Annotated in this window: 22 protein-coding genes; 10 read left to right on the forward strand and 12 right to left on the reverse strand. The window is 58.0% G+C overall.

Going from position 1 to position 22,174, the window contains the following annotated elements:
- Positions 1-8: 8 nt before the first annotated feature.
- A complete protein-coding gene (locus JHL21_RS06320; protein ID WP_200212570.1) occupies positions 9-626 on the reverse strand; it encodes a hypothetical protein in 618 nt (205 codons plus the stop codon).
- Between the two features lie 295 nt (positions 627-921).
- Here JHL21_RS06320 and JHL21_RS06325 point away from each other — a divergent pair, with 295 nt between their 5' ends.
- Both JHL21_RS06325 and JHL21_RS06330 read left to right on the forward strand, forming a co-directional pair.
- Positions 922-2,127, forward strand: a complete 1,206-nt coding sequence (locus tag JHL21_RS06325) for an MFS transporter (RefSeq protein WP_200212573.1) — start codon at positions 922-924, stop codon at positions 2,125-2,127.
- Positions 2,128-2,221: 94 nt separating this feature from the next.
- Positions 2,222-3,433: an MFS transporter gene (locus JHL21_RS06330; protein ID WP_200212575.1), complete on the forward strand. Its 1,212-nt coding sequence runs from the start codon at positions 2,222-2,224 to the stop codon at positions 3,431-3,433.
- A 146-nt stretch (positions 3,434-3,579) separates the two neighbouring features.
- Here the strand turns inward: JHL21_RS06330 and JHL21_RS06335 are convergent, their stop codons facing one another.
- The 3 genes from JHL21_RS06335 to JHL21_RS06345 form a co-directional block, all read right to left on the reverse strand.
- On the reverse strand, positions 3,580-5,508 hold the full coding sequence (locus tag JHL21_RS06335; RefSeq protein WP_200212577.1) for a DEAD/DEAH box helicase: 1,929 nt from the start codon (positions 5,506-5,508) through the stop codon (positions 3,580-3,582).
- A 354-nt stretch (positions 5,509-5,862) separates the two neighbouring features.
- Positions 5,863-6,285: a nucleoside-diphosphate kinase gene (gene ndk / locus JHL21_RS06340; RefSeq protein WP_169196717.1), complete on the reverse strand. Its 423-nt coding sequence runs from the start codon at positions 6,283-6,285 to the stop codon at positions 5,863-5,865.
- A 152-nt stretch (positions 6,286-6,437) separates the two neighbouring features.
- Positions 6,438-6,821 (reverse strand): hypothetical protein, encoded by a 384-nt coding sequence (locus tag JHL21_RS06345; protein WP_200212578.1) that lies wholly within the window; start codon positions 6,819-6,821, stop codon positions 6,438-6,440.
- Positions 6,822-7,001: 180 nt separating this feature from the next.
- Here JHL21_RS06345 and JHL21_RS06350 point away from each other — a divergent pair, with 180 nt between their 5' ends.
- On the forward strand, positions 7,002-8,873 hold the full coding sequence (locus JHL21_RS06350; protein WP_182395187.1) for an ABC-F family ATP-binding cassette domain-containing protein: 1,872 nt from the start codon (positions 7,002-7,004) through the stop codon (positions 8,871-8,873).
- A 15-nt stretch (positions 8,874-8,888) separates the two neighbouring features.
- Here JHL21_RS06350 and JHL21_RS06355 read toward each other — a convergent pair whose 3' ends face one another.
- On the reverse strand, positions 8,889-9,275 hold the full coding sequence (locus JHL21_RS06355; RefSeq protein WP_169196714.1) for a hypothetical protein: 387 nt from the start codon (positions 9,273-9,275) through the stop codon (positions 8,889-8,891).
- Positions 9,276-9,586: 311 nt separating this feature from the next.
- On the opposite strand from JHL21_RS06355, the gene JHL21_RS06360 reads away from it, so the two are divergent.
- Both JHL21_RS06360 and JHL21_RS06365 read left to right on the forward strand, forming a co-directional pair.
- Positions 9,587-10,390 carry a DUF4344 domain-containing metallopeptidase gene (locus JHL21_RS06360; RefSeq protein ID WP_200212579.1) on the forward strand — a complete coding sequence of 268 codons (804 nt, stop codon included), beginning with the start codon at positions 9,587-9,589 and terminating at the stop codon, positions 10,388-10,390.
- A 71-nt stretch (positions 10,391-10,461) separates the two neighbouring features.
- Positions 10,462-11,361 carry a DUF4344 domain-containing metallopeptidase gene (locus JHL21_RS06365; protein ID WP_199531821.1) on the forward strand — a complete coding sequence of 300 codons (900 nt, stop codon included), beginning with the start codon at positions 10,462-10,464 and terminating at the stop codon, positions 11,359-11,361.
- On the opposite strand, the gene JHL21_RS06370 is transcribed toward JHL21_RS06365, so the two are convergent.
- Positions 11,358-11,975 carry a YitT family protein gene (locus JHL21_RS06370; protein WP_169196711.1) on the reverse strand — a complete coding sequence of 206 codons (618 nt, stop codon included), beginning with the start codon at positions 11,973-11,975 and terminating at the stop codon, positions 11,358-11,360. The genes JHL21_RS06365 and JHL21_RS06370 overlap by 4 nt on opposite strands.
- The gene (locus tag JHL21_RS06375) at positions 11,972-12,418 is read right to left on the reverse strand and encodes a DNA polymerase III subunit chi (protein ID WP_169196710.1); all 447 of its coding nucleotides are present in this window, start codon (positions 12,416-12,418) and stop codon (positions 11,972-11,974) included. The genes JHL21_RS06370 and JHL21_RS06375 overlap by 4 nt, the downstream gene beginning before the upstream one ends.
- 107 nt (positions 12,419-12,525) lie before the next feature.
- Between JHL21_RS06375 and JHL21_RS06380 the strand changes: the two genes are divergently transcribed.
- From JHL21_RS06380 to rsmA, 5 genes are all read left to right on the forward strand, one after another.
- The gene (locus JHL21_RS06380) at positions 12,526-13,599 is read left to right on the forward strand and encodes an LptF/LptG family permease (protein WP_200212580.1); all 1,074 of its coding nucleotides are present in this window, start codon (positions 12,526-12,528) and stop codon (positions 13,597-13,599) included.
- Complete coding sequence (locus JHL21_RS06385) at positions 13,596-14,666, forward strand: LptF/LptG family permease (protein WP_200212581.1); 1,071 nt, start codon at positions 13,596-13,598, stop codon at positions 14,664-14,666. The genes JHL21_RS06380 and JHL21_RS06385 overlap by 4 nt, the downstream gene beginning before the upstream one ends.
- A gap of 105 nt (positions 14,667-14,771) precedes the next feature.
- On the forward strand, positions 14,772-15,662 hold the full coding sequence (locus JHL21_RS06390; protein WP_169196707.1) for a SurA N-terminal domain-containing protein: 891 nt from the start codon (positions 14,772-14,774) through the stop codon (positions 15,660-15,662).
- A 71-nt stretch (positions 15,663-15,733) separates the two neighbouring features.
- Positions 15,734-16,735: a 4-hydroxythreonine-4-phosphate dehydrogenase PdxA gene (pdxA, locus tag JHL21_RS06395; RefSeq protein WP_200212582.1), complete on the forward strand. Its 1,002-nt coding sequence runs from the start codon at positions 15,734-15,736 to the stop codon at positions 16,733-16,735.
- A complete protein-coding gene (gene rsmA, locus JHL21_RS06400) occupies positions 16,732-17,586 on the forward strand; it encodes a 16S rRNA (adenine(1518)-N(6)/adenine(1519)-N(6))-dimethyltransferase RsmA (protein WP_169196705.1) in 855 nt (284 codons plus the stop codon). The genes pdxA and rsmA overlap by 4 nt, the downstream gene beginning before the upstream one ends.
- A gap of 89 nt (positions 17,587-17,675) precedes the next feature.
- Here the strand turns inward: rsmA and gmk are convergent, their stop codons facing one another.
- From gmk to fabG, 5 genes are all read right to left on the reverse strand, one after another.
- The gene (gmk, locus tag JHL21_RS06405; protein ID WP_169196704.1) at positions 17,676-18,311 is read right to left on the reverse strand and encodes a guanylate kinase; all 636 of its coding nucleotides are present in this window, start codon (positions 18,309-18,311) and stop codon (positions 17,676-17,678) included.
- Between the two features lie 106 nt (positions 18,312-18,417).
- Positions 18,418-19,524 (reverse strand): endolytic transglycosylase MltG, encoded by a 1,107-nt coding sequence (gene mltG, locus JHL21_RS06410; protein WP_200212583.1) that lies wholly within the window; start codon positions 19,522-19,524, stop codon positions 18,418-18,420.
- A gap of 135 nt (positions 19,525-19,659) precedes the next feature.
- Positions 19,660-20,925, reverse strand: coding sequence for a beta-ketoacyl-ACP synthase II (gene fabF, locus JHL21_RS06415; RefSeq protein ID WP_169196702.1), 1,266 nt, complete (start codon positions 20,923-20,925; stop codon positions 19,660-19,662).
- Positions 20,926-20,942: 17 nt separating this feature from the next.
- The gene (locus JHL21_RS06420) at positions 20,943-21,179 is read right to left on the reverse strand and encodes an acyl carrier protein (RefSeq protein WP_169196701.1); all 237 of its coding nucleotides are present in this window, start codon (positions 21,177-21,179) and stop codon (positions 20,943-20,945) included.
- 210 nt (positions 21,180-21,389) lie between these two features.
- Positions 21,390-22,127: a 3-oxoacyl-[acyl-carrier-protein] reductase gene (fabG, locus tag JHL21_RS06425; protein WP_199531814.1), complete on the reverse strand. Its 738-nt coding sequence runs from the start codon at positions 22,125-22,127 to the stop codon at positions 21,390-21,392.
- Between the last annotated feature and the right edge of the window lie 47 nt (positions 22,128-22,174).

The following is a 22,174-nucleotide window of genomic DNA, read 5'->3' on the forward strand; positions in this document are numbered from 1 at the left end:
TTGATGAATTAGAGACCGAAAGCGCTTGTGGCGGTTTCCGAATTGCGCCGCGCACGCATGGCGGCGTGGCTCACCAGCTGCGCTGCGCCAGCGTGAAACTGAGAAAAGGTGATGGCGCCGGTCGAAGCGACCACTGTAACGCCACGCCAATTGGGCATGACTTTGTGCACCTTGCTCCATTCGATTGTGGTGGTTCGCCCCAAGGCCGAGCGATGCACCAGACGGCGGTGATCCCAACGGGTGTTGGTAAAGAGGCCGGCCAGCCCGATACCGGCAGCCCCGACCAGCAATAAGAACGCGGCCAGATAGGTGGCAAAGACTTCCAGCAGATCGGCACTATGTCCCAAGGTGATCACACCCAATAGCAGCACCATCGACAAAGCCGCAGCGCCGTAACAGGCAAAATATTCGACCAGCGAGGGCCGCAATTCGCTCCAGCCGTCCTCTGTCGCAAGGGCGACCTCAGGCTGCATCAATCGCAATGCGAGGAAGGCGGCATAGCCGAAGGCAACAACACCCGCTGCTCGTGAAAGAGGCAACTGACTGAACGCCGGCACATATTTGAGGGCGATCAAGACAGTAATAATAACGAGCGGCAGAGCCACTTCTTGCCAACGCAAAGGCACGCTTTTGTCTCCAGAAATAGGCCGCGACGCAAACGGCAATAATTTCGCCTACATCGCAGTAGGAAACTTGTTTTGGCTATTCACAATTTTGCGGCTCGCAGGAATGTCAGCACTTCTTGCTGGGGGTGTGTCTCGCAGCCCTCACAGAATTGACCTGATCAATTGAGCCCAATCAGGCCTATTGAGAGACTTGCTTTCTCCATCATCACTCAGTTTGATTTCAGAAATTGTCGTTTTTCATTAGACGGAAACGATTTACCCCCTTACCCGTCCTCCTGCCGTTTGGGAGGAAACAATGGGGCATTCAGTCCGCATGCCGGTGACGCCGATGCTGGGAACATCCATGTTCTTTTCCGGCATCACCTATGCGGCCACCGCTCCCTATGCGTCGCTAGTTGGCGTCGACGCACTGGGCATGGCACCAAGCGTTTTCGCAACGGTGATGGCCATTGGTTCGTTGATCGGCCTGATCAGTGCTGTCGGGCTGGGGCTGCTCTCGGACCGGATCAAAGATCGCCGCTGGCTTGTCATTCTGACGGCCTTTGCGGGCATGACAGGCCACGCACTGATATTCTGGGGTCAATCGCCCCTCACCTTCATCATCGCCACGGCCGTGATCATGCCTTTGGGCTTGGGGTGTTTTTCCCAATGCCTAGGCTTTATGCGCGTTTACTTCGTGCACCATCGGCCGGACAGGGCCGACTTCATCATGACCATTATGCGCATGATGTTCACTCTGGCCTGGGTGATCGTCCCCCCGCTGGTGGGATGGATTGCTTCGGCCTACAGCGTTTTTCTGGTCTATCTGCTCTCTTCGCTGAGCTATTTGGCCATTGGCGCCATATTCCTCGTCTTGCTGCGGAACCGCGACACGGCGGTGCAATCGCCACGCATCGAAAGAGCGGAAGGGGCATCATTGCTCTCAACCTTTGCGATCGAGCGACCCAAGATTTTTGGCCTCTGTTCAATCGTCCTGATGTGGACCGGCGCGCGGACGGCGAGCTACATCGTGCCGCTTTTTATCGTCAAAGAACTGGGCGGCACGCTTGCCAATGTGGGAATTTATTCTGGCATCAATGCTGCGATTGAAGCGCCGAGCATGTTTGCCATTGCGTGGCTGACCACCAAGGTCAGCAAGGAAACGCTGCTTGCAATTGCCGGCCTGTGCCTCGCGGTGTTTCTCGCCAGCGTGAGCCTCGCGCCCTCCATCCTTGTGATCTACTGCCTGCTCGTCATTAACGCTGTCGGCGTCGCGCTCATCCAGACACAGAACATCGCCTATGCGCAGGATGCGATTAAGGGGCGCGTTGGGTTGTCCACCTCGCTGATCGACCTAATGGGGATCGCGACAAACCTTCTATCGGCTGCAGCATTCGCTGTGCTGATGGGTTTGAACGACTACCGCCTCGCCATCGCTTGTGCGGCCGGTTTCTCCCTCATTGGGGCGCTCTCTATGGCGGGTAGCAATTTCAAACGCCTTGGCCGCCTCCGTTCGGCCTAGGCCGATCATCATCCGAGATGGCTCAAATTAGCGTTTTTCATTAGACGAAATCGATTTAACCCCTTACCCCTTTGCCGCCTTGAGGGAGGACATTATGGCTAGAACGCTTCGAATGCCGGTTACACCAATGCTGGCCACGTCGATGTTCTTTTCGGGCATCACCTATGCGGCGACCATCCCCTATGCCTCGCTCGTGGGGGTCGACACGCTGGGCATGAGCCCCGGAGTGTTTGCAACCATCATGGCCATCGGCGGGGTCGTCGGCACATTGGTGTCACTGTTTCTGGGCTATATTTCCGACAAGATCAAAGATCGACGTGGTCTGCTGCTTTTGTCGACCCTTGCCGGGGTTGCAGCCAATTTCACGGTCTATGCCGTTCCCACCCAATTCGGCTTTGCCTTTTCGGCCATAGTGCTCATGCCGCTGGCGGGCGCGAGTTTTTCGCAGTGCTTTGCCTATATCCGCGTCTTTTACGCCAAGAACGCGCCCGCTCGGGCAGACTTCATGGTCACGACGCTGCGCTCGGTGTTTACGGCGGCCTGGGTGATCGTCCCACCGCTTGCGGGCTGGGTGGCGGCTGAGTTTTCGATCTTCAACGTCTACCTCATGGCCGCTTTGGCTTATGTGGTCATTGGAGCAATTTTCGCGCTGATGATGGTTGATCCGACCACCGCGGTCCAAATGCCACCGCCGGTCCGGGCTGAAGGCGCGTCGCTGCTGTCCACCTTCGCACTGCCCCTCAGCACCCTCGGGGGGCTGATCAGCCTTGCCGTGATGACCGCCGCAGCGCGCATTCTCACCTTCACGGTGCCCCTGCTCATTGTCACCAATCTGGGTGGCTCTCTGCCAGACGTGGGTTTTTACGCCGCCATTACCGCAGCGATTGAGGTTCCGAGCCTGCTGATCTGGGGCTGGCTGGGCATGCGCTTTACCAAAGAGATCCTGCTCGCCAGCGCGGGCGTTATCCTCGCGCTGTTTATGCTGAGCGCGGCGATGAGCCAGTCGCTGCCGATGCTGTATTGGCTGCTCATCCTCAATGGCTTTGCGACTGCAGCACTGATGGGGCTCAATATTTCCTATGTTCAGGAAGCCATCAAAGGCCGTGTCGGGCTTTCGACCTCGCTGCTCGATGTCATCGCCATTTCCGCCAATCTGATGGGTGCGACGGCTTTCGGGGTGCTGACCAGCGGCGGCGACTATCGTTTTGCGCTGATGGTCGGTGCGGGCGTGGCGGTTCTCGGCGTGGTCATTATGGTCGGGGCAAATGTGAAGCGGCTGCGGCTTTTGCCGGTGAATGAGGGATAGCGCGCGGAGTACCCCACCCCGGTCCTCCCCTCAAGGGGGAGGGAGAAGGAAGGGTGCTGAGATACAAGCATACGCCGAATAGCTCCCCATCCCCACAAACAAAAGAGCCGGAGGTTTCCCCCCGGCTCTTTTAAAACTCTGCGCTCTTATTCAGTGCGCTTCTTCTTGTGGTCCTTGACCTTAGGCTTCTTCACGAAGAAATCGCCTTCAGTTGCTGGCTTGGACCAAGCTGGCTTGCCTTTGTCCTTGTCGAACTTTGGCTTGTCAGCGCGAGGACGTTCAGCGCGTGGCTTGTCGTCCCAGGTCTTTGGCTTGTCGTCCCAGCTCTTGGCTGGACGCTCACCACCGCCGAAGTCGTCAGAACGTGCCTTCTTTGGGTAACGTGCCTTACGGTCTTCGCGTGGCGCCATCGGATCGTAGCTCGATGGGCCGGTTGGACGACGGTTGCCCTGCGGACGCTCGCTGGAGCGCGCTGCTGGAGCTTCGGTCTCGGAGATGTAGACACCCTTTTCGAGCGTGCCGCCCTTGCCGACAGCCTTCTTGAAGGCGTCAACCTTGTCAGCAGCAACTTCAAAAACGGTTTCCGTTTCAAAGATGCGGATCGAGCCGACGGCAGATTTGCCAACGCCACCAGCCTTACAGATCATTGGCAACAACCAACGTGGCTCAGCGCGCTGCTTGCGACCAACCGAGACCTTGAACCATGCGCCGCCATTGAAGGCGTCACGCGATGGACGTTCGCGGGAGTTGAAGTCGTCGCCCGAGGATGGGCTTACATCTTCTGGAACCGGACGTGCTGCCAGCTGCAGACGGATGTATGCCGCCGCGATGGCTTCTGGCGCATGACGCTCCAGCAGTTCTGCCACCAATGGTGCTTCATCTTCCGAGGCCGCATTGCTCAGCATTTCTGCCGAGAGCATCTGCTCGCGATAGCGCGCATCGATCTCGTCTGCGGTCGGCGGGTTGATGTTTTCTGGGTCGATCTTTGCGCCCCGCAGGATCGACAGCGCAACGCGCTTGCGGTGTGCAGGAGCGATAACAACGCAGGTGCCCTTGCGGCCCGCACGACCGGTACGGCCCGAACGGTGCAACAGGGTTTCCGAGTTCATCGGCAGATCAGCGTGGATCACGAGATCGAGGCCTGGAAGGTCGATACCGCGAGCCGCAACGTCGGTTGCAACGCAGATACGAGCGCGACCATCGCGCATCGACTGCAGCGCATTGGTGCGTTCAGCCTGCGACAGTTCACCCGAGAGGGTCACAACAGCGAAGCCACGGTTGGCAAGACGAGCCGAGAGGTGCTTAACCGCTTCACGGGTCGAGGCGAACACGATGGTGTTGGTGCTTTCGTACCAAAGCAGCGTGTTGATGACCGCGTTTTCGCGTTCGGAAGCGGAAACCGACATCAGCTTGTATTCGATGTCAGCGTGCTGCTGGCCCGAGCTGGTGGCGGTGATGCGCAGTGCGTTCTTCTGGAAGGTCTTGGCCAGTTCAGCAATCTGCTTAGGAACAGTTGCCGAGAACAGCAGGGTGCGACGGTCTTCCGGAGCAGCGTCGAGAATGAACTCAAGGTCTTCGCGGAAACCGAGGTCGAGCATTTCGTCTGCTTCGTCGAGCACAACGGCACGCAGCTGGCTCATGTCGAGCGCGCCACGGGTGATGTGGTCACGCAGACGACCCGGTGTACCCACAACGATGTGAGCACCACGATCGAGCACACGACGTTCGGCGCGCTGATCCATGCCGCCGACGCCAGCAGCGGTAACCGCGCCAGTTTCAGCATAGAGCCAGGTCAATTCGCGCTGAACCTGCATAGCAAGTTCACGGGTCGGAGCAATGCAGAGGGCGAGCGGTGCGCCCGGAGGCGGCAGACGGTCGTCTTCGCCGAGAAGGGTTGGCGCAATCGCCATACCAAAGGCCACGGTCTTACCGGAGCCGGTCTGTGCGGACACGAGCAGGTCGCGTCCTTCGGTGTTGTCCTCGATCATCGCAGCCTGCACAGGAGTGAGGCTGTCGTAGCCCTTTGCGGTCAGCGCGCGGGCGATTGGAGCGAGGATGTTTTCAGGCAGGGTCATCACGTTCTTTCATGCGATGCAGCATGCTTGGCGGTTGCCGGTTCCGACAAAGAAGGAACGGATGACCAATAAAGCTTCTGCATAATTTGGGTTCCACAGGGGGCTAGGGAACCCGGAGGTTTGTTGTCTATAGCACAAACAAGCAAAAAGGCCGCCTCTAGCGGGCAGCCCCATGAGTCTCTCAGTAACGAGGACTGGAGCAAAATACCAGAGACAGGTTGCCCCACAGGCATGGTGCGTCACTATGGACCGTGCGACAGAGGGGCATTTAAAGGGAAAGGGCGAACCGTTTTGGCCCGCCCTTCCAATCTCTAGAGCTTATCCCGTTATCGGAATGAGCTCTGTCATCGGCACTTAGCCAACGATTTCTGCGTCGGTGAAGAAGTACTTGATTTCTTCAGCAGCGGTTTCTGGAGCGTCCGAACCGTGTACGGAGTTTTCGCCGATCGAAAGAGCGAATTCCTTACGGATGGTGCCTTCAGCAGCCTGTGCTGGGTTGGTCGCGCCCATGACTTCACGGTTCTTGAGGATTGCGCCTTCGCCTTCCAGAACCTGAACAACAACCGGCGAAGCCGACATCTGTTCTACGAGTTCACCGTAGAATGGACGTTCCTTGTGAACTGCGTAGAAGCCTTCGGCCTGTTCGCGGGTCATGTGGATCTTCTTCATCGCAACAATGCGAAGGCCAGCGTCTTCGAACTTGGCAGCGATCTTGCCGATGAGGTTACGACGGACGGCATCTGGCTTGATGATGGAGAAAGTACGTTCGAGCGCCATGGCGGTCAAATCCTGTTGCGTGGAGAAAGGTGGGGCCTTTTAGCGGAGCCTTGTTACAGGCGCAAGACGGTGTGCGCGCTCGGATGAGACTTCATCGCCGAGCACACACAAAAAGTGACAGCCCGGCCCCGCGAGCCGGTCTGCCATTTCCCTTAGCGGTCGATGGTGACCACTTCACTGCCCAAAACCTTGCCGTCGGCACTGGTCAGGGTGACATTGAGCTGGGTGATCGTCTCATCCGCTTCAATGACATAGGTCACATCGCCTTCTTTATCGCGGGTTGTGCAGTTTGGGCTTTCGCCAGAAACGGCCAGTTGCACTTCAAGCACGCCATTGGTCAGCGCACCCAGAGTTGGCACACCGATCTGGTCACACCCGCCATTCTTATATTCGATGACGAACTCGACCTGCGTAGCATTGACGCGTTCGGCATCAATGTCCGCAAAGCGCAGCGCATTGGCCGCTTCCTGCGCAAAGACAGGCGTTGCCAGTGCAGTTGCAGCGACGAGGGCTAGAGCTAGAGTGGTCTTCATCATGGTTCGGTCCTCTTCGGAGTTGGTCCTCGTCAATGGCCAAGCGATGATTTCGCTCCCCCTCTTGTCCCATGATATTCGCCCAGCGGTTGCCAACGCAGCGCTTAGCCCCTAATCCAGCACCAATCATTTTTTCTAAAGCGCCGGTGCAAGCTGGCGCTGACTAGCGGATCGACTTGGCCCATGCTGACCATCAACAATCTGACCTACCGCATCCAAGGGCGCGAGCTCTTTGAAGATGCGTCGCTGGTTCTGCCCGATGGTGCCAAAGTTGGGTTCGTGGGCAAGAACGGCACTGGTAAAACCACGCTGTTCCATATCATTCAGGGTCACATCAACGCTGATGCCGGCTCGTATGAGATCAACAAAAAAGCCAAGCTTGGCGCCGTAGCGCAGGAAGCCCCTGCCGGCGACGAAACCGTGCTCGACGTTGTGCTCGCCGCCGATAAGGAGCGTACCGCGCTCATGGCGGAAGCAGAAACGGCCACCGACCCAGATCGTATTGGCGAAATTTACACCCGCCTTGCCGACATTGAGGCCCACACTGCTGAGGCGCGCGCGTCCACCATTCTCAATGGCTTGGGTTTTGCGCAGGATCGTCAAAACTCCCCTACCCGCGAACTTTCGGGTGGTTGGCGCATGCGCGTGGCGCTCGCGGCCGTGCTGTTCAGCCAGCCCGACCTGCTGCTCCTCGACGAACCGACCAACTATCTCGATCTGGAAGGCACGTTGTGGCTCGAGAAATATCTCTCGACCTATCCCTATACCGTCTTCCTCATCTCGCACGATCGTGACCTCCTCAATAAGGCCGTCAATTCGATCGTTCACCTCGAGCATCGTAAGCTGACCTTCTACAAGGGCAATTACGACACCTTCGAGCAGACCCGTCGCATGCAGATGGAGCTCAACAACAAGAGCCGCGAGAAGACCCTCGACCAAATCGCGCATCTGCAAAAGTTCGTGGATCGCTTTAAGGCCAAGGCCACAAAGGCCAAGCAGGCGCAGGCTCGCGTCAAGATGATCGAGAAGCTGCGGCCGCCTGAAGCGATGTTTGACGAGCACTCCTCGCCCTTCACCTTCCAGCAGCCAAAGATCGACCTGCCCACGCCGATGATCACCCTGGATCGAGTGTCCACGGGTTATGGCGACAAGGTCATTCTGCGCAATATCACCCAGCGCATTGACCCAGACGCGCGCATCGCGCTGATCGGGGTCAACGGCAATGGTAAGTCGACCTTTGCCAAGCTGCTCGCGGGCGACATCCCGGTCATCGATGGCGCGATGAAAATGCATAAAAAGCTCGAAATCGCCCACTTTGCCCAACACCAGATGGACAAGCTCAAGCCCGAGTGGACGCCGCTTGAGCACGTGGTCGATCTCACGCCCTATGACACGGAAGCCAAGCGCCGCAGCCGTCTGGCTCAGATGGGCCTCACCACCAGCCGCATGGACACCAAGGCCAAGCATCTTTCGGGTGGCGAACGCGCGCGCCTGCTCATGGGTCTGATCACCTTTGGTGGCCCCTCGATGATGATCCTCGACGAACCGACCAACCACCTCGACATCGACAGCCGCGATGCGCTGGTGCATGCGCTCAATGACTATCAGGGCGCAGTGTTCATCATCTCGCACGATCGTCACTTGATCGAAGCCACTTGCGACACGCTCTGGATTGCCGAAAACGGCACAATCCGCGAGCTGGACGAAGACCTCGATAGCTATCAGCGCAGCATTACCTCCGGCAAAGACACCAAGGGCAATGGCTCTGACGCCAAGGGTGAACGCAAACTTGGTCGTCAGGAAGCCGCGGCCCGTCGCGCTGAGCTTGCGCCGCTCAAGAAGAAGATCACTGACGCTGAAAAGAAGATGGCGCGGCTCAAGACAGAGCTCGACAAGATCGACGCCCAGCTTGCCGACCCGGCCATTTACAACGGCCCCTCGGACAAGATTATCGCGCTGGGGAGGGACAAGTCCCGCTTCGGCAGCGAGCTCGAAACCCTCGAGGAAAGCTGGTTGATGCTGTCAGCCGAGCTGGAAGAGGCGGAGAAGGAATAAGCCTTCTTTCGCCTTTCAGCGGCGCTGTGCCCGAGCATATTGGAACTGGCGGCGTAGATCTGACAGTTTTTCGAGCAATATCGCCGTGCCACCATCGGGCACGCGGGTGAAACTCACCGCATAGCCAACATCGTGCAGCAGAATGGCGACAAACGCCGTCTGCTGATCGGCTCGCTTTGAGCCCTTATCGACAGCAAAGCGCTTTGCGCGGTCGAACCCCAGATCTGAGAATTGCGCATAATTCTGGTGCTGCTGCACCATATGGATCAATTTGGCTTCGACCGGACCGTGGCGAAACGCAGGACTGGTGAAAAACAGATAAGCCGCGATAATTGCAGCAACGAACCAAAGCTCAGCGTAATAAAATCCGCCCAGCAGCAGGCAGCCTAAAATGAAATACATAATGCCGGTCTCACATAGGAATGTCCGGCAATGGTCGAGCGCAGGCTCTGTTCCATCACGCACGCGGATGTGAATCTGCTCCGCGCCCCGCAATTGGGTGCACGCCCCCGAGCTCTAGGGGCCATCAAAACCGAGATACTCATAACTACTCAAACGGCTTAAAAAAAACTCTTGATCGAGCTAAGCACCCATGGGCCCCAATGACAAGCGCCAGAACAGCGAACTTTGGCAGCCTCTTCACCAAATTCACACGCCCAGATTGACACCACGCCATGGGTCTTCTTTCATGCCAGCAACAAAGGGGCGTGTTGATGCGTAAATTTTGGCTGCTGCTCACCGTCGCGTTGATGGCAATTGTGCCTGCCGCAGCTGCCGATTTCGGGGATTTGCCAAAGCACCAGCGCGCCGACGCTCTGCGCTATGCCGCAAACAACAGCCTCTTTACGCTCTATCATGAGACGGCCCACCTGCTCATCGACAAGCTCAACCTGCCGGTTCTGGGGCGCGAGGAAGACGCAGCGGACACGATCGCGACCTATGTGATGCTGGAGAAAAAATCCCCCGACATGAACCGCGCCTTGCAAGATGCGGCAGAAGGGTGGCTCACCACGGCGCGCAATTATCAGGCCGCGTTCAATATCGAGGACTATACCGCAGGCTATAGCCCAGATCGCCATCGCGCTTATCAGATCATGTGCCTGATGGTGGGTGCCGATGGTGCAGCGTTCCGCAAGTTTGCCAATAGCCACGGCTTAGCCTCTGGCCGCCAACACGAATGCGCCTTCGTTTATGAGCAGGCCTATCAAAGCGTCTCCTCGCTTTTGAGCAAGCAGACAGGCCCTTCGCGCGTTGATGTGAAATACTTTCCCGCCGGGCGCTCGCTGCGCCTCGCCGAGCGCGCTTTGCGGCGGAGTGGCGTCATTGAAAAGGTCGCCGACGAGCTGCGCACCAACTTCAAAATCCCCGGTCGGGTGCTGATGACGGTGCGCGTCTGCGACGAGCCCAATGCCTTTTATGACACCACGACCAGCGAAATCATTTTTTGCTACGAACTGATGGAAGAGTTTCTCCAGAGCTATTCCGCGGACCTTCCCACTGCAGTAAATCAGCGCTAGAAAATTGTGACGTGATCGAGGGATCACGTATCGGGGGATTTCTCATGCGCAGAGGTTTAGGGGCCAGTCTGGTGGCCCTTAGTTTTGTTTTGTCTGCAGGCACGGCTTTAGCCAAAGACGGGCCGTTGGATGAAGGGGAAGGCTTTAACGGCTTTGCCACCTATTCGTCCCACAGCATCACGCGGGAAGCCGCATCGGACGAGGCGCCAGCCGAACTGCCAGAAGACGCAGGCGACATCATGAGCGATGCCATGACCTTCGCCATGCACGATGCCAGCTTCACCATTTACCACGAAGTCGCGCATCTGCTCATTGGCGAGCTCGATCTGCCAGTTCTGGGCAAAGAAGAAGATGCCGCCGACGCTTTGGGCACGATCTGGCTGCTGGAGTTTGACGAAGCCGAGGATAGTTACGACGCTTTGGTTAGCGCCGCCGATGGCTGGTATTTCAACGCTCTAAAGGCCGACACCAGCACGTTTGAAGAGCTCGCCTATTCCGCCGACCACACGCTGGACCTCCACCGCGCCTATGCGATGGTCTGCTATATGGTTGGCAAAGACCAATCGGTGTTTGGCGATACGGCGGATGATTACGACATCGACAGTGACCGTCAGGAGAGCTGCGAGAGCACTTATAGTGACGCCTTCCGAAGCTGGATGCGTCTGCTCGAACCGCACATCACCGAGAGCGATGCGGTTTCAGATTATGAGGTGATTTACGAGGATGCTGGCGACTATCAAGACATCGCCGATGAACTCAAGTCCCGCGCCATTATCGACATCGCGGCCGCATCTATTGCCACGACATTCACCCTACCCCGCAAGGTGACTTTCCGCGTAACGCAGTGCGGCGAAGCCAATGCCTATTATTACCCGGCGGAAGGGGAAGTGGTGTACTGCTACGAGTTGGCCGACGCCATGCGCACCCTCTATGTCTATGACATCATGGGATGGGGCGACACGGCCAATTAGCTAAACCCGACGTAACGGCCGGGGCGGTGGTTGAGCGCAACAATCATGTTCATCACCAGCGCCCCGAGCACCGAATAAAAGACGCGGTCGAGGGGCAGGACGAAGAAGGCGGCGACCAGAATGGCGGCGTCCACTGCCAGTTGGAAATAGCCGGCGCGAATGTTGAAATTCTCTTGCAGGTAGAGCGAGAGAATATTGATCCCGCCGACGCTGGCTTTGTGCCGGAACAGCGAGAGCACACCCAGCCCAATGAGCCCGCCACCCACCAGCGCTGCAAAGAGCGGGTTGATGGTTTGGATATCGATCCACACCGGAATCTGGGCCGAGAACAACGACACCAATGCCACGCTGAACATGGTTTTGAGACCGAAAGGCACGCCCATGCGCATAAAGGCCAGCGCGTAAAACGGCAGGTTGATGGCAAAGAACAACCAGCCGAAAGGAATTCCCGTGGCGTATTGTAAAAGCAGAGCCAGGCCCGCCGTACTGCCCGTCGCCAATTGGGCTTCGGCGTAGAAGGCAATGCCGAGCGCCACCAGTGTCGTGCCAATGAAAATAGCAAAAATGTCTTCGGCAAGGTTGTGCCGGCTCGGCGTTAGAAGATCGTGCGTCATGCCTTTTTGACCCAGCGTCCAGTCGGCTCTTGCTGCCAATACGTCACTTCATTGCCCGTACGCAGCGCTTTCCAAGCGACACGCGCCTGCGCCACGGCGTTCTCATCATGGCCTGAAAACATGAAGACGAGGCGATTATAACCCTCTGCCGATTGCGGCACTGCGCCATCGACAAAGAACCGCACCGTCGCCTGATTGGGGTTTTCCTGGCCAGTGGTTATCAGAATAGGCTGTTGGCTGTCCAACTCGTCACCGGCCAAACCATGGGCCACAAACGAGTCATCCCGGAAGGTCCAGAGCAGAGAATCAAGCGCTTCTGCTTTCTCCTGGCTCCCCACTTCGACAACTGCACGCCAACCGCGTTCTGCGGTCTTCTCAAGAAGTTGCGGGATAACAGCTTCCAGCGGACGCGCTTCGAGGTGATAGAAGAGGATTTCGGCCATGAAAGCGACCTTATCGCGCTTCAAATCGGCGCGCTAGCACAAGACAAGCGCTGGTTCTGTCGCCTAACAGATTGTTTGCCGGGGCGAATTCAAGCATGGTGCAGCCGATGAAGAAGCTGACAGCCTATATTTCGCGATTGTTCGCCACAGACGCGGTGATCCTGTTTGTGATCGCCTGCTTTTTGTTGTGGCTGGTGAACTGTTTGCGCCAGTTCGATGTGGTGTCCGTCAAGGGCCAAGGGTTTGCGACCCTCGCTGTCCAAGCGCTCTACACCATGCCGCCTTTGGCACTCGCCTTCTTCTACATCTGTATCGGCATTGGCATTGTGCGCGCCCTCGCTGCGCTGCAAAACAGCCACGAGTTGCACATCATCCATTCGAGTGGCGGCTTGAAGTCGCTATTCCGGGCAACGACGTTCGTCTGCACGCTCTCCGTTATTGCGGTGATGTTCCTCGCGCATATCCTTGAGCCGATGGCCAACCGCAAATCCTATGAGCTGCAGGCTGCGGTCGCCGCCGATCTCGTCAGTTCCACCCTCAAGCCCAATCGCTTCACACAGGCAACCCCGGGCGTCGTGCTGCTCATCGGCGGGCGTGAAGGCAGCGGGCTGATCAACGAATTCTATGCCGATGATCGACGCGATCCCGGCATGCGCCGCACCTACATCGCCGAAACTGCACGCGTTATGGGCGACGGCGAAAACTACTTCCTCGAATTGCGCGACGGAAAAATCGAGAACCTCGACGCCAATGGTCGCTATTCCGAAGTGCGCTTTGCCCGCTATGAGCTGGGCATCGACACGCTGAGCCAGCAAAGCGTTTACGTCGACAAATACGCCTCCATGGATTCCATCTCCATGGTCCGCGAAGCGCTTGAGACGGGCAATTGGCACAGCGAAATCCTGCGCCACCTGTCGAACCGCTCCGCCGAAGGCCTGCGGGTCATCGGCCTTTGCGTTCTCGTTGTCGCTATCTCTGGCTTCCCGAGCGGCAAGCGCACCCGGTTTAAACTGCCGATGGAAGCCGTCGTTATGCTCATCGCCTTTGGCGAACGTGGCATGAGCGCTTATTCTCCTTGGGGCCCCGGCACCGGTGGCGTCGTGCTCTTTGTGGTAGGCATTCTTGTCTTTGCCTTTAAGATTTGGCCCCGGCGCATCACGCGGGATGGGGTTGCAGCATGAACCAGATAGATCGTCTCGTCCTCGGCCGCCTCGCCTCCCGTATCGGCGTCACAGTCTTCATCTTCTACGGCCTGATTGCGCTGGTCGAGTCGCTGGACACCTGGCGCTTTTCGGTTGTTGAGAGCGAACGCGGCTTCCTCATGGCCCTTCTCATGGTTGCCATGAGTGCTGTGCGCTGGACCATCAAAACCCTGCCCGTGACCGTTTTGATGGGGGCCATTCTGGGTCTGGTTGACCTCAAGATGCGCCACGAGCTGACCGTCATCAAAGCCAGCGGCATTTCCATTTGGCGCGTGTTGCGCGCGCCCACTCTGGTGCTCGCCGCTGCAAGCCTCGTCATTGCCATTGGCGCAGAAACCGTCAGCACGCAGATCAATCGCGATCTTTATCCCATACCTCCGGGTCAAACCGCCCAACTCACCCCCGCGGGCGAAATCTGGCTGGAGCAATACGGCGAGGACAGCCATTACGTGCTGATGGCACGCGCCATGTCGCCGGGCGGCGAACAGCTGACCGATGTCACGGTGTTTAACCTCCAGGAAGCCGATTACGCGCGCTATGAAGCGCCGACGGCCGTGCTCCAGCAAGGCTATTGGGTTCTGAGCGATGCTATTGGCCGTCGTGCCGACGCCGTCGCCAAAACTTTGCCTTCGGTGCGCCTCTCGACCATTTCGACGCCATCCGAAATCAGCCTCAAAACCTCCTCCACCGACGATTTGACCTTCTTCGAGTTGGCGACACTGATGCAAAAGGGCATCGCTGATCCAATGGTCGCCTCGGCCACGGCGATGCGCCTGATCAAGCTCCTCGCGCTGCCTCTGGTTCTCGTCGGCTCGCTGTTCATCGCCTTTGCCTTCACGGCAGGCTACAGCCGCCGCATGCAAATCGGCCCTTCGGTACTCTATGGCATGGTGCTGGGCTTCTTGGTTTTTGTGATCACCGAGATGGCGGATCGTGCAGGCTCGACCGGCGCAATTGATCCATTGATCGCAGCTATTTCACCGGCCCTCGTTGCCATTATCATTGGGGTGACCGTATTGTTACGGCGCGAAGATGGTTGGACTTAACCCTGCCAACAGTCCCATTCGGATTTTGGCCGTAATCATCAAGCAATTGACAGTCCTGTGCGGACGCCGCATTGAAGGCGGCAAATGAATGAGCGGACGCGAACTATGACTCTTGTCAACCTTCGGCGCGGTTTGAGCGCAATCTTCGTGAGCCTTATGCTCGTTGCTGGCGGTGCGACCTCAGCTTTTGCTGCCACGGTTGCCACAGTGAACGGCGAGCCTGTTACCGACGTGCAGGTCGATCAGCGCCTGCGTCTCTTCCAGATGGAAGGCAATAAGACTGGCCGTCAGGGCGCGCTCAAGCAGCTCGTTGATGAAGCCATTCAGATGCAGGAAGCTAAGCGCATCGGCATCACTGTCTCCAATGCTCAGGTCGATGACGCTTTCCTTCAGGTCGCGCGCAATCTTCAGCTCAGCCGAGATCGCCTAATGCAGGTTCTTCAGCAGGGCGGCGTTTCCGCCCAAACCCTGCAGGATCGTCTGCGCGCTGCTATCGCCTGGAACGGCATCCAGCAGTCGGCAGTGGCTTCGCAGGTCCAGATTTCCGACCTTGAACTCGATCAGCGCGCCGCCTCGCAGTTGGCTGATTTCCAGAGCTTTGATTACATCCTCAAGGAAGTCATCTTCGTTGGTGGTGGCGGTCGTTCCGGCCAGGCCAATAAGTACCGTTCGAGCTTTGCCGGTTGCGACACGGCCGTCGATCTCTCTCTCGCCTATAACGACGTTGCTGTGATCGACGTTGGTCGTCGTCACGCCACCCAGTTCCCAGATGCCCTCGCTAAGGAGCTTGCGGCTCTCAATGTCGGCGGCGTCACCAAGCCTCGCGCTGTCGAAAACGGCCTCTCCATGCTCGCAGTCTGCGAAAAGGTTCAGGCGCAGGATCTGACCTTTGTGAAGGGCGGTCTGCGTGACGAAGTTGGCCAGAGCCAATACGAGCAGGCAGCCAAGGACTATATGGAAACGCTGCGTACCAACGCTAAGGTCATCTACAACTGATCTTCAGCGCAGCTGATTGGACCAATCCCAGCGGCCGCAGTTTTGCGGCCGCATGATTTATGAGAGCCAGAATGACTGCTCCATTGGCTGTGACCATGGGCGAACCGGCCGGCATCGGCCCGGACCTCATCCTCCAACTCTACGCTGAGCGTGATGCGCGGGCCCTGCCCGCTTTTCTCGTTTATGGCCACGCCGAATTTCTTCGCCAACGCGCCCAGCGCCTTGGTCTTTCCCTATCCATCGTTGAGGCGACGCCAGAGACGGCAACTTCACAGTTTCCGAACGCCCTGCCCGTGCTCTCGCTACCCGGTGACGTGCCCGACACGCCGGGTCAGTCCGTTCCCGGCACCGGCCAAGTGGTGATTGAGGCTATCGCCCGCGCTGTAGCCGATACACGCGCCGGGCGCACCAGCGCCGTGGTGACCGCCCCGATCAACAAAGCCGCGCTCTATGAGGTCGGCTTCGCGCATCCTGGCCACACCGAATATCTTGCAGAACTCTGCGCCGAAAACGGCATTGTGCCTCTCCCGGTGATGATGCTGGCGCATGAAGACCTGCGCACCGTTCCGCTGACGATCCACGTCCCCATCAAGGACGTGCCGGGGCTCATCACCCACGATCTCATCGTCGAGACCCTCCGCGTCATGGCGCGCGATCTCACCGCGCGCTACGGCATCGCTGCGCCAAAGATCGCTGTGGCTGGGCTAAACCCGCACGCGGGGGAAAACGGCACCATTGGCCGCGAGGATGTTGAAATCATCGTGCCCGCTCTTGAGGCCGCGCGCGCCGAAGGCATTGACGCCATCGGCCCGCTGCCCGGCGATACGCTGTTCTTCCCGCCCCACTGGCGTCAGTATGATGCGGTGTTGGCGATGTATCATGATCAGGCCCTGATCCCGATCAAAACCGTGGCGTTCGACGCTGGGGTCAATGTCACCTTGGGCTTGCCCATCGTGCGCACCTCGCCCGACCACGGCACCGCTTACGCTCTTGCCGGCACCGGCAAAGCTTCCCCTTCCAGTTTCGCTGCGGCCATTGCCATGGCGCACCAAATGACGGCCAATAAGTCATGAGCCAAATCGACAATCTCCCGCCGCTGCGCGACGTCATCGCCGCCCACGATCTGCGCGCCAAAAAAGAGCTGGGTCAGAATTTTCTATTCGATCTCAATCTCACGGCCCGCATTGCCCGCGTTGCGGGTTCGCTCGAAGGGGTTCGCGTTATTGAAGTCGGCCCCGGCCCCGGCGGTCTGACGCGCGCTTTGCTCGCTGAAGGCGCTCATGAGGTTATCGCCATCGAACGCGATGCCCGAGCTCTTCCCGCCCTTGCCGAAGTCTCCGATCACTACAATGGCCGCCTCACCGTCATCAGTGGCGACGCGATGGAGATGGACTATCGCTCCCTCGCCTCAACCACTGGTCCGACGCGCCTCATCGCCAACCTGCCTTACAATATCGGCACCCCGCTGCTTATTGGCTGGCTGACGACCGATCCGTGGCCACCGTTCTTTGACAGCTTGACGCTGATGTTCCAGCGCGAAGTGGCCGAACGCATTTGCGCCCAGCCGGGCGACAACCACTATGGCCGCTTGGCCGTTCTCGCCAATTGGCGCTGCCACACGCGCATTGCCTTCAATGTGCCGCGGCAGGCTTTTGTCCCGGCCCCGGCCGTCACCTCGGCTGTCGTCCATCTGGTGCCCAAGCCAGTGGAAGAAGGTCTTGCGGTCAAGCATGTCGAGCAGATTACCAAGGCCGCCTTTGGCCAGCGCCGCAAGATGATCCGCCAGTCGCTCAAATCGCTTGGCGTGCCGGTTGAGGCCCTCCTCGCGGCGGCTGATTTGAAGGGCGACGAACGCGCTGAAGTCCTTCCGGTCGAAAGCTTCCTCGCCATGGCCCGCGCGCTCCCCGGCCTGCGCCAGGGTTAAGCGCCGCCACAAGTCTTTAGGGTGGGCGTAATAGCCAACAAAAAAGCCCCGGCTCACGCCGAGGCTTCAACATCCAATAAGACCAAAAATCAGCCTTCGATTTGGCCCTGCAGCTCGCGGACAAAACCTTCAAGGTTCACCTGACGACGGCTCGCAAGACGTGCTGAGGCCAAAATGGCCCGGACGCGCGCCACGGACTGTTCCAAATCCTCATTGACGATCACGTAGTCATACTCAGCAAAGTGGTCCATCTCGATCTTTGCATTCTTGAGGCGCTTCTCGATCGTGCCGACGCTGTCCTGCGCGCGACGCTCAAGACGGGAGCGCAGCTCCTTAATCGACGGCGGCAGAATGAACACGGTGACCATATCGGCGCGCGCGTTTTCATAGAGCTGCAGCGTGCCCTGATAGTCGATATCAAAGAGAATATCGTGGCCAGCGACCAGCTGCTCTTCAACCTTAGAGCGCGGCGTGCCGTAGAAATTGCCATGCACCTCAGCGGACTCGAGCAGATCGCCCGCAGCCTGCATCTTCTTGAACGTCTCGACGTCGATGAAGTGATAGTGCTTGCCGTCGATTTCATCGCTCCGGCGCTCACGCGTCGTCACAGAGACAGACAGGCGAATGTTTGGATCATCACCAAACAGGGCTCGCGAAATCGAGGATTTGCCTGCTCCTGAGGGAGATGCAATCACCAGCATGACGCCGCGGCGCTGAAAGTCCATTGTCGGTTCTCTTATCGTAAAACTCTTGTCGCGTTTGTTGCGACATCCCCCCAAATTGGTCAAGGGCAAGGCAGGCTTTACGCACTGCCCTGCCCTCAATCTCACCTTATTGTGGCGCGTCTTCGGCTTCTTCAGCCTCTAGCGCCTGCCTTGCAGCCTCGGCTTCTGCCTCGGCCTGAGCTGCCGCTTCACGCTCAATTTCACGGTAGCGGGCGACGTTCTGACGATGCTCGTCATAGGTCTCGGCAAAGACGTGACCTTCGCGCGGGGTCGCACCCTTGGCCACGAAGTAGAGATAGTCGTGGCTATCTGGGTTGGCGACAGCGCGGAGCGCTTCAATGCCAGGGTTAGCAATGGGCGTCGGCGGCAGACCGTCGATCTGATAGGTATTATACAGGGTCTTGGCTTCGATTTCCGAGCGACGAATGCCGCGGTCGAGCGTCGATTGACCCAGCGTAATGCCATAGATGATCGTCGGGTCAGACTGCAGACGCATGCCGGTGCGCAGACGATTGACGAACACCGCAGCGATCTGCGGACGTTCCGAGGCAACGCCAGTTTCACGCTCGACGATCGAGGCGAGTGTCAGCATCTCCGCTGGCGACTGTAGTGGCAGATCTGGCTGACGGCTGTCCCAGACTTCGGCCAAAGCCTGCGTCATCGCCGCCTGCATTCTTTCGAGGACAGCCTGACGCGAGTCGCCTGGCACATAGTCATAGCTGCCCGGCAGGATCGAACCCTCTGGCGGCAGCTGACTGATGTCACCGGTCAGGCGATCATCGGCATTGATGCGCTGCACGGCCTGCCAGACCGTCCAGCCTTCTGGAATGGTCACAGCATAGCGCATGGGGTCGCCAAGCGTCAGCTCTTGCAAAATCTTGGACATGCTGGAGCCAGCAGGGATATTGAAATCACCAGCCTTGACGACAGCACTTTGCTCAACGCGCGATCCAAATTGGGTGAAGATCAGCGAATTGGAAATGAACCCCTGCTCTTCCAGACGGTTCGCAGTGGTGCTCAGCGTATTGCCGGACTCAACGCGAAACACGCGGTCTTCCTGCGTTGGGCCATCACCATAATACTGGGAAGCGATATAAAAACCTGCACCGCCCACAACAACCAGCCCGATTACGAGCAGTGTAAGAAGGCCATTGAGAACGTCAATCAGCCCGTTACCTGAGCGTTTGCGGCGGCGTTTTCTGTGCTCGTTCATCTATCAACTCTCTCCGGGCCTTGAGGTGGCCTTTTGTCAGTCTTCTAGTGCCAAACTGTGGCGAAGACCGATTAAAGACAAGGGGCTCCGCGCTGGAAAGCGCAGAGCCCCTCGCAAAATATTGGAAAAAAGCGCTTAGACCTTGCGCATCACCAGAGTAGCGTTGGTGCCACCGAAGCCGAAGCTGTTGGAAAGCGCCACGTTGATCTCTTTCTTGATCGCCTTGTGGGGAACAAGATTGATGGCGGTCTCGACGGAAGGATTGTCGAGATTGAGGGTCGGCGGCACGATTCCATCGCGCATGGCGAGCAGACAGAAAATCGCTTCAACCGAACCAGCAGCACCCAGAAGGTGACCGATAGCCGACTTGGTCGAGCTCATAACTGCTTTGTTCGCAGCATCGCCAAGAACACGCGTTACTGCGCTCAGTTCCAGTTCGTCGCCGAGTGGCGTCGAAGTGCCATGAGCGTTGATGTAGTCAATCTCGGAGGCAGAAATGCCTGCGCGCTTGACTGCAGCACTCATTGCGCGGAACCCACCTTCACCTTCCGGTGCTGGTGCAGTGATGTGATAAGCATCGCCGGAAAGGCCATAACCGATCACTTCGCCATAAATCTTGGCGCCGCGAGCCTTAGCGCGCTCGTATTCTTCGAGCACGACAATGCCAGCGCCTTCGCCCATCACGAAGCCATCACGATCCTTGTCATAAGGACGCGAAGCTGCGGTTGGGTTGTCGTTAAAGCCAGTCGAAAGTGCGCGGGCAGCCGCAAAGCCGGCCAGCGACAAACGATTGACGCAAGCTTCCGTACCACCCGCAACCATAACGTCTGCATCGCCGAACGAAATGAGACGGGCCGCATCGCCAATGGCGTGCGCACCGGTGGAGCAAGCGGTTACGACGGAATGGTTCGGCCCCTTGAGACCGAAACGGATCGAAACATGGCCAGAGGCCAAGTTAATCAGACGACCTGGGATGAAGAAGGGGCTAATCCGACGTGGGCCCTTCTCGTGCAGCGTAACGGAGGCATCATAGATGCCGCCGATACCGCCGATACCCGATCCGATCAGAACGCCTGTGCGTTCCTGCTCTTCTTGGGTTTTGGGCTCAACGCCCGCATCCTGGATAGCCTGAGTGGCCGCAGCCATGGCGTAGACGATAAACTCGTCGACCTTGCGCTGCTCTTTGACCTCCATCCACTCGTCGGGGTTGTACATGCCATCGGCATATGCCCCGCGAGGAACTAGGTGGGCGATCTGGCAGGCAATATCGTCGACTTGGAAGCCGTCGATACGCTTGGCGCCACTCTTCCCAGCCAGGATGTTGGACCATGTAGCCTCAACACCACAGCCAAGAGGCGTGACTAGACCCAGTCCGGTTACGACGACTCGACGTAGTTCCATGGTGTGGCCAGCCAATATTAGCTGGTAGCCTTGGTCAAGAACGCAACGGCATCGCCGAAGGTCTGGATCGACTCAGCTGCGTCGTCCGGGATCTCGACCGAGAATTCTTCTTCAAAAGCCATAACCAGCTCAACCTGATCGAGCGAGTCTGCACCCAGATCGTCAATGAAGCTGGCCTTTTCTACGACCTTTTCCGCATCCACATTGAGGTGTTCTACAACGATCTTGCGGACCCGATCAGCGACATCGCTCATGTTTGACTTCCTTTTTGAAATCGACGTTTCGTATTCGCTTCTTATTGGCGGCAAGCCAATACATCAAGCATGCTGTTGACTAGCTCGGCGGCAATGTAGGCGGCATATTGTGCGCCCGCAAGCCGACGGCATGGGTAAACGCGGCGCGGGGTAACACGTTTCCCCAGGCAAGGCCAGCCGCGAATACACCTCTATCCAAGGCTAGAAGCCTTAGATCATCGCCATACCGCCGTTCACGTTCAGTGTGTGACCGGTGATATAGGCTGCAGCATCGCTCGCCAAAAAGACGGCACATGCTGCAATTTCCTGACCGGTGCCGAGGCGACCAGCTGGAACAGAAGCGAGAATGGATTCACGCTGCTTTTCGTTCAATTCATCCGTCATTGCCGATGCAATAAAGCCGGGAGCGATTGAGTTTACAGTGATATTTCGGCTTGCAACTTCGTAGGCGAGCGCCTTGTTCATGCCGATCAGGCCAGCCTTAGAGGCTGCGTAATTGCCCTGCCCCGCGTTGCCGGTGACACCGACAACCGAAGAAATACCGATGATGCGACCCCAACGGGCCTTCATCATGCCGCGCAGGACGGCGCGGTTGAGATGGAATGCCGCAGTTAAATTCACTGCAATCACTTCATCCCATTCCGCATCTTTCATGCGCATAAAGAGATTGTCGCGAGTCAGACCAGCGTTGTTCACGAGGATATCGACGCCGCCCATAGCGGCTTCAGCCGCTGGAACGAGCGCATCGACCTCTTCGAGCTTGGACAGATTCGCTGGAAGAATCGGGCAGTCCTTGCCGATTGCATTGGCGGTTTCTTCCAGAGCTGCAACGCGGGTCCCAGAGAGGGCAACAGTTGCGCCTGCAGCAGCGAGGGCCTTGGCGATTTCACGACCAATGCCGCCGCTGGCACCCGTTACGAGCGCGCGCTTACCGGTAAGATCAAACATGGGTGTCCTCTTTCGGGGATGTATCTCAGATGGGGCTTTTAAGCCCA

Origin of the sequence: Devosia sp. WQ 349K1, assembly GCF_016595685.1 — a bacterium.
GTDB lineage: Bacteria > Pseudomonadota > Alphaproteobacteria > Rhizobiales > Devosiaceae > Devosia.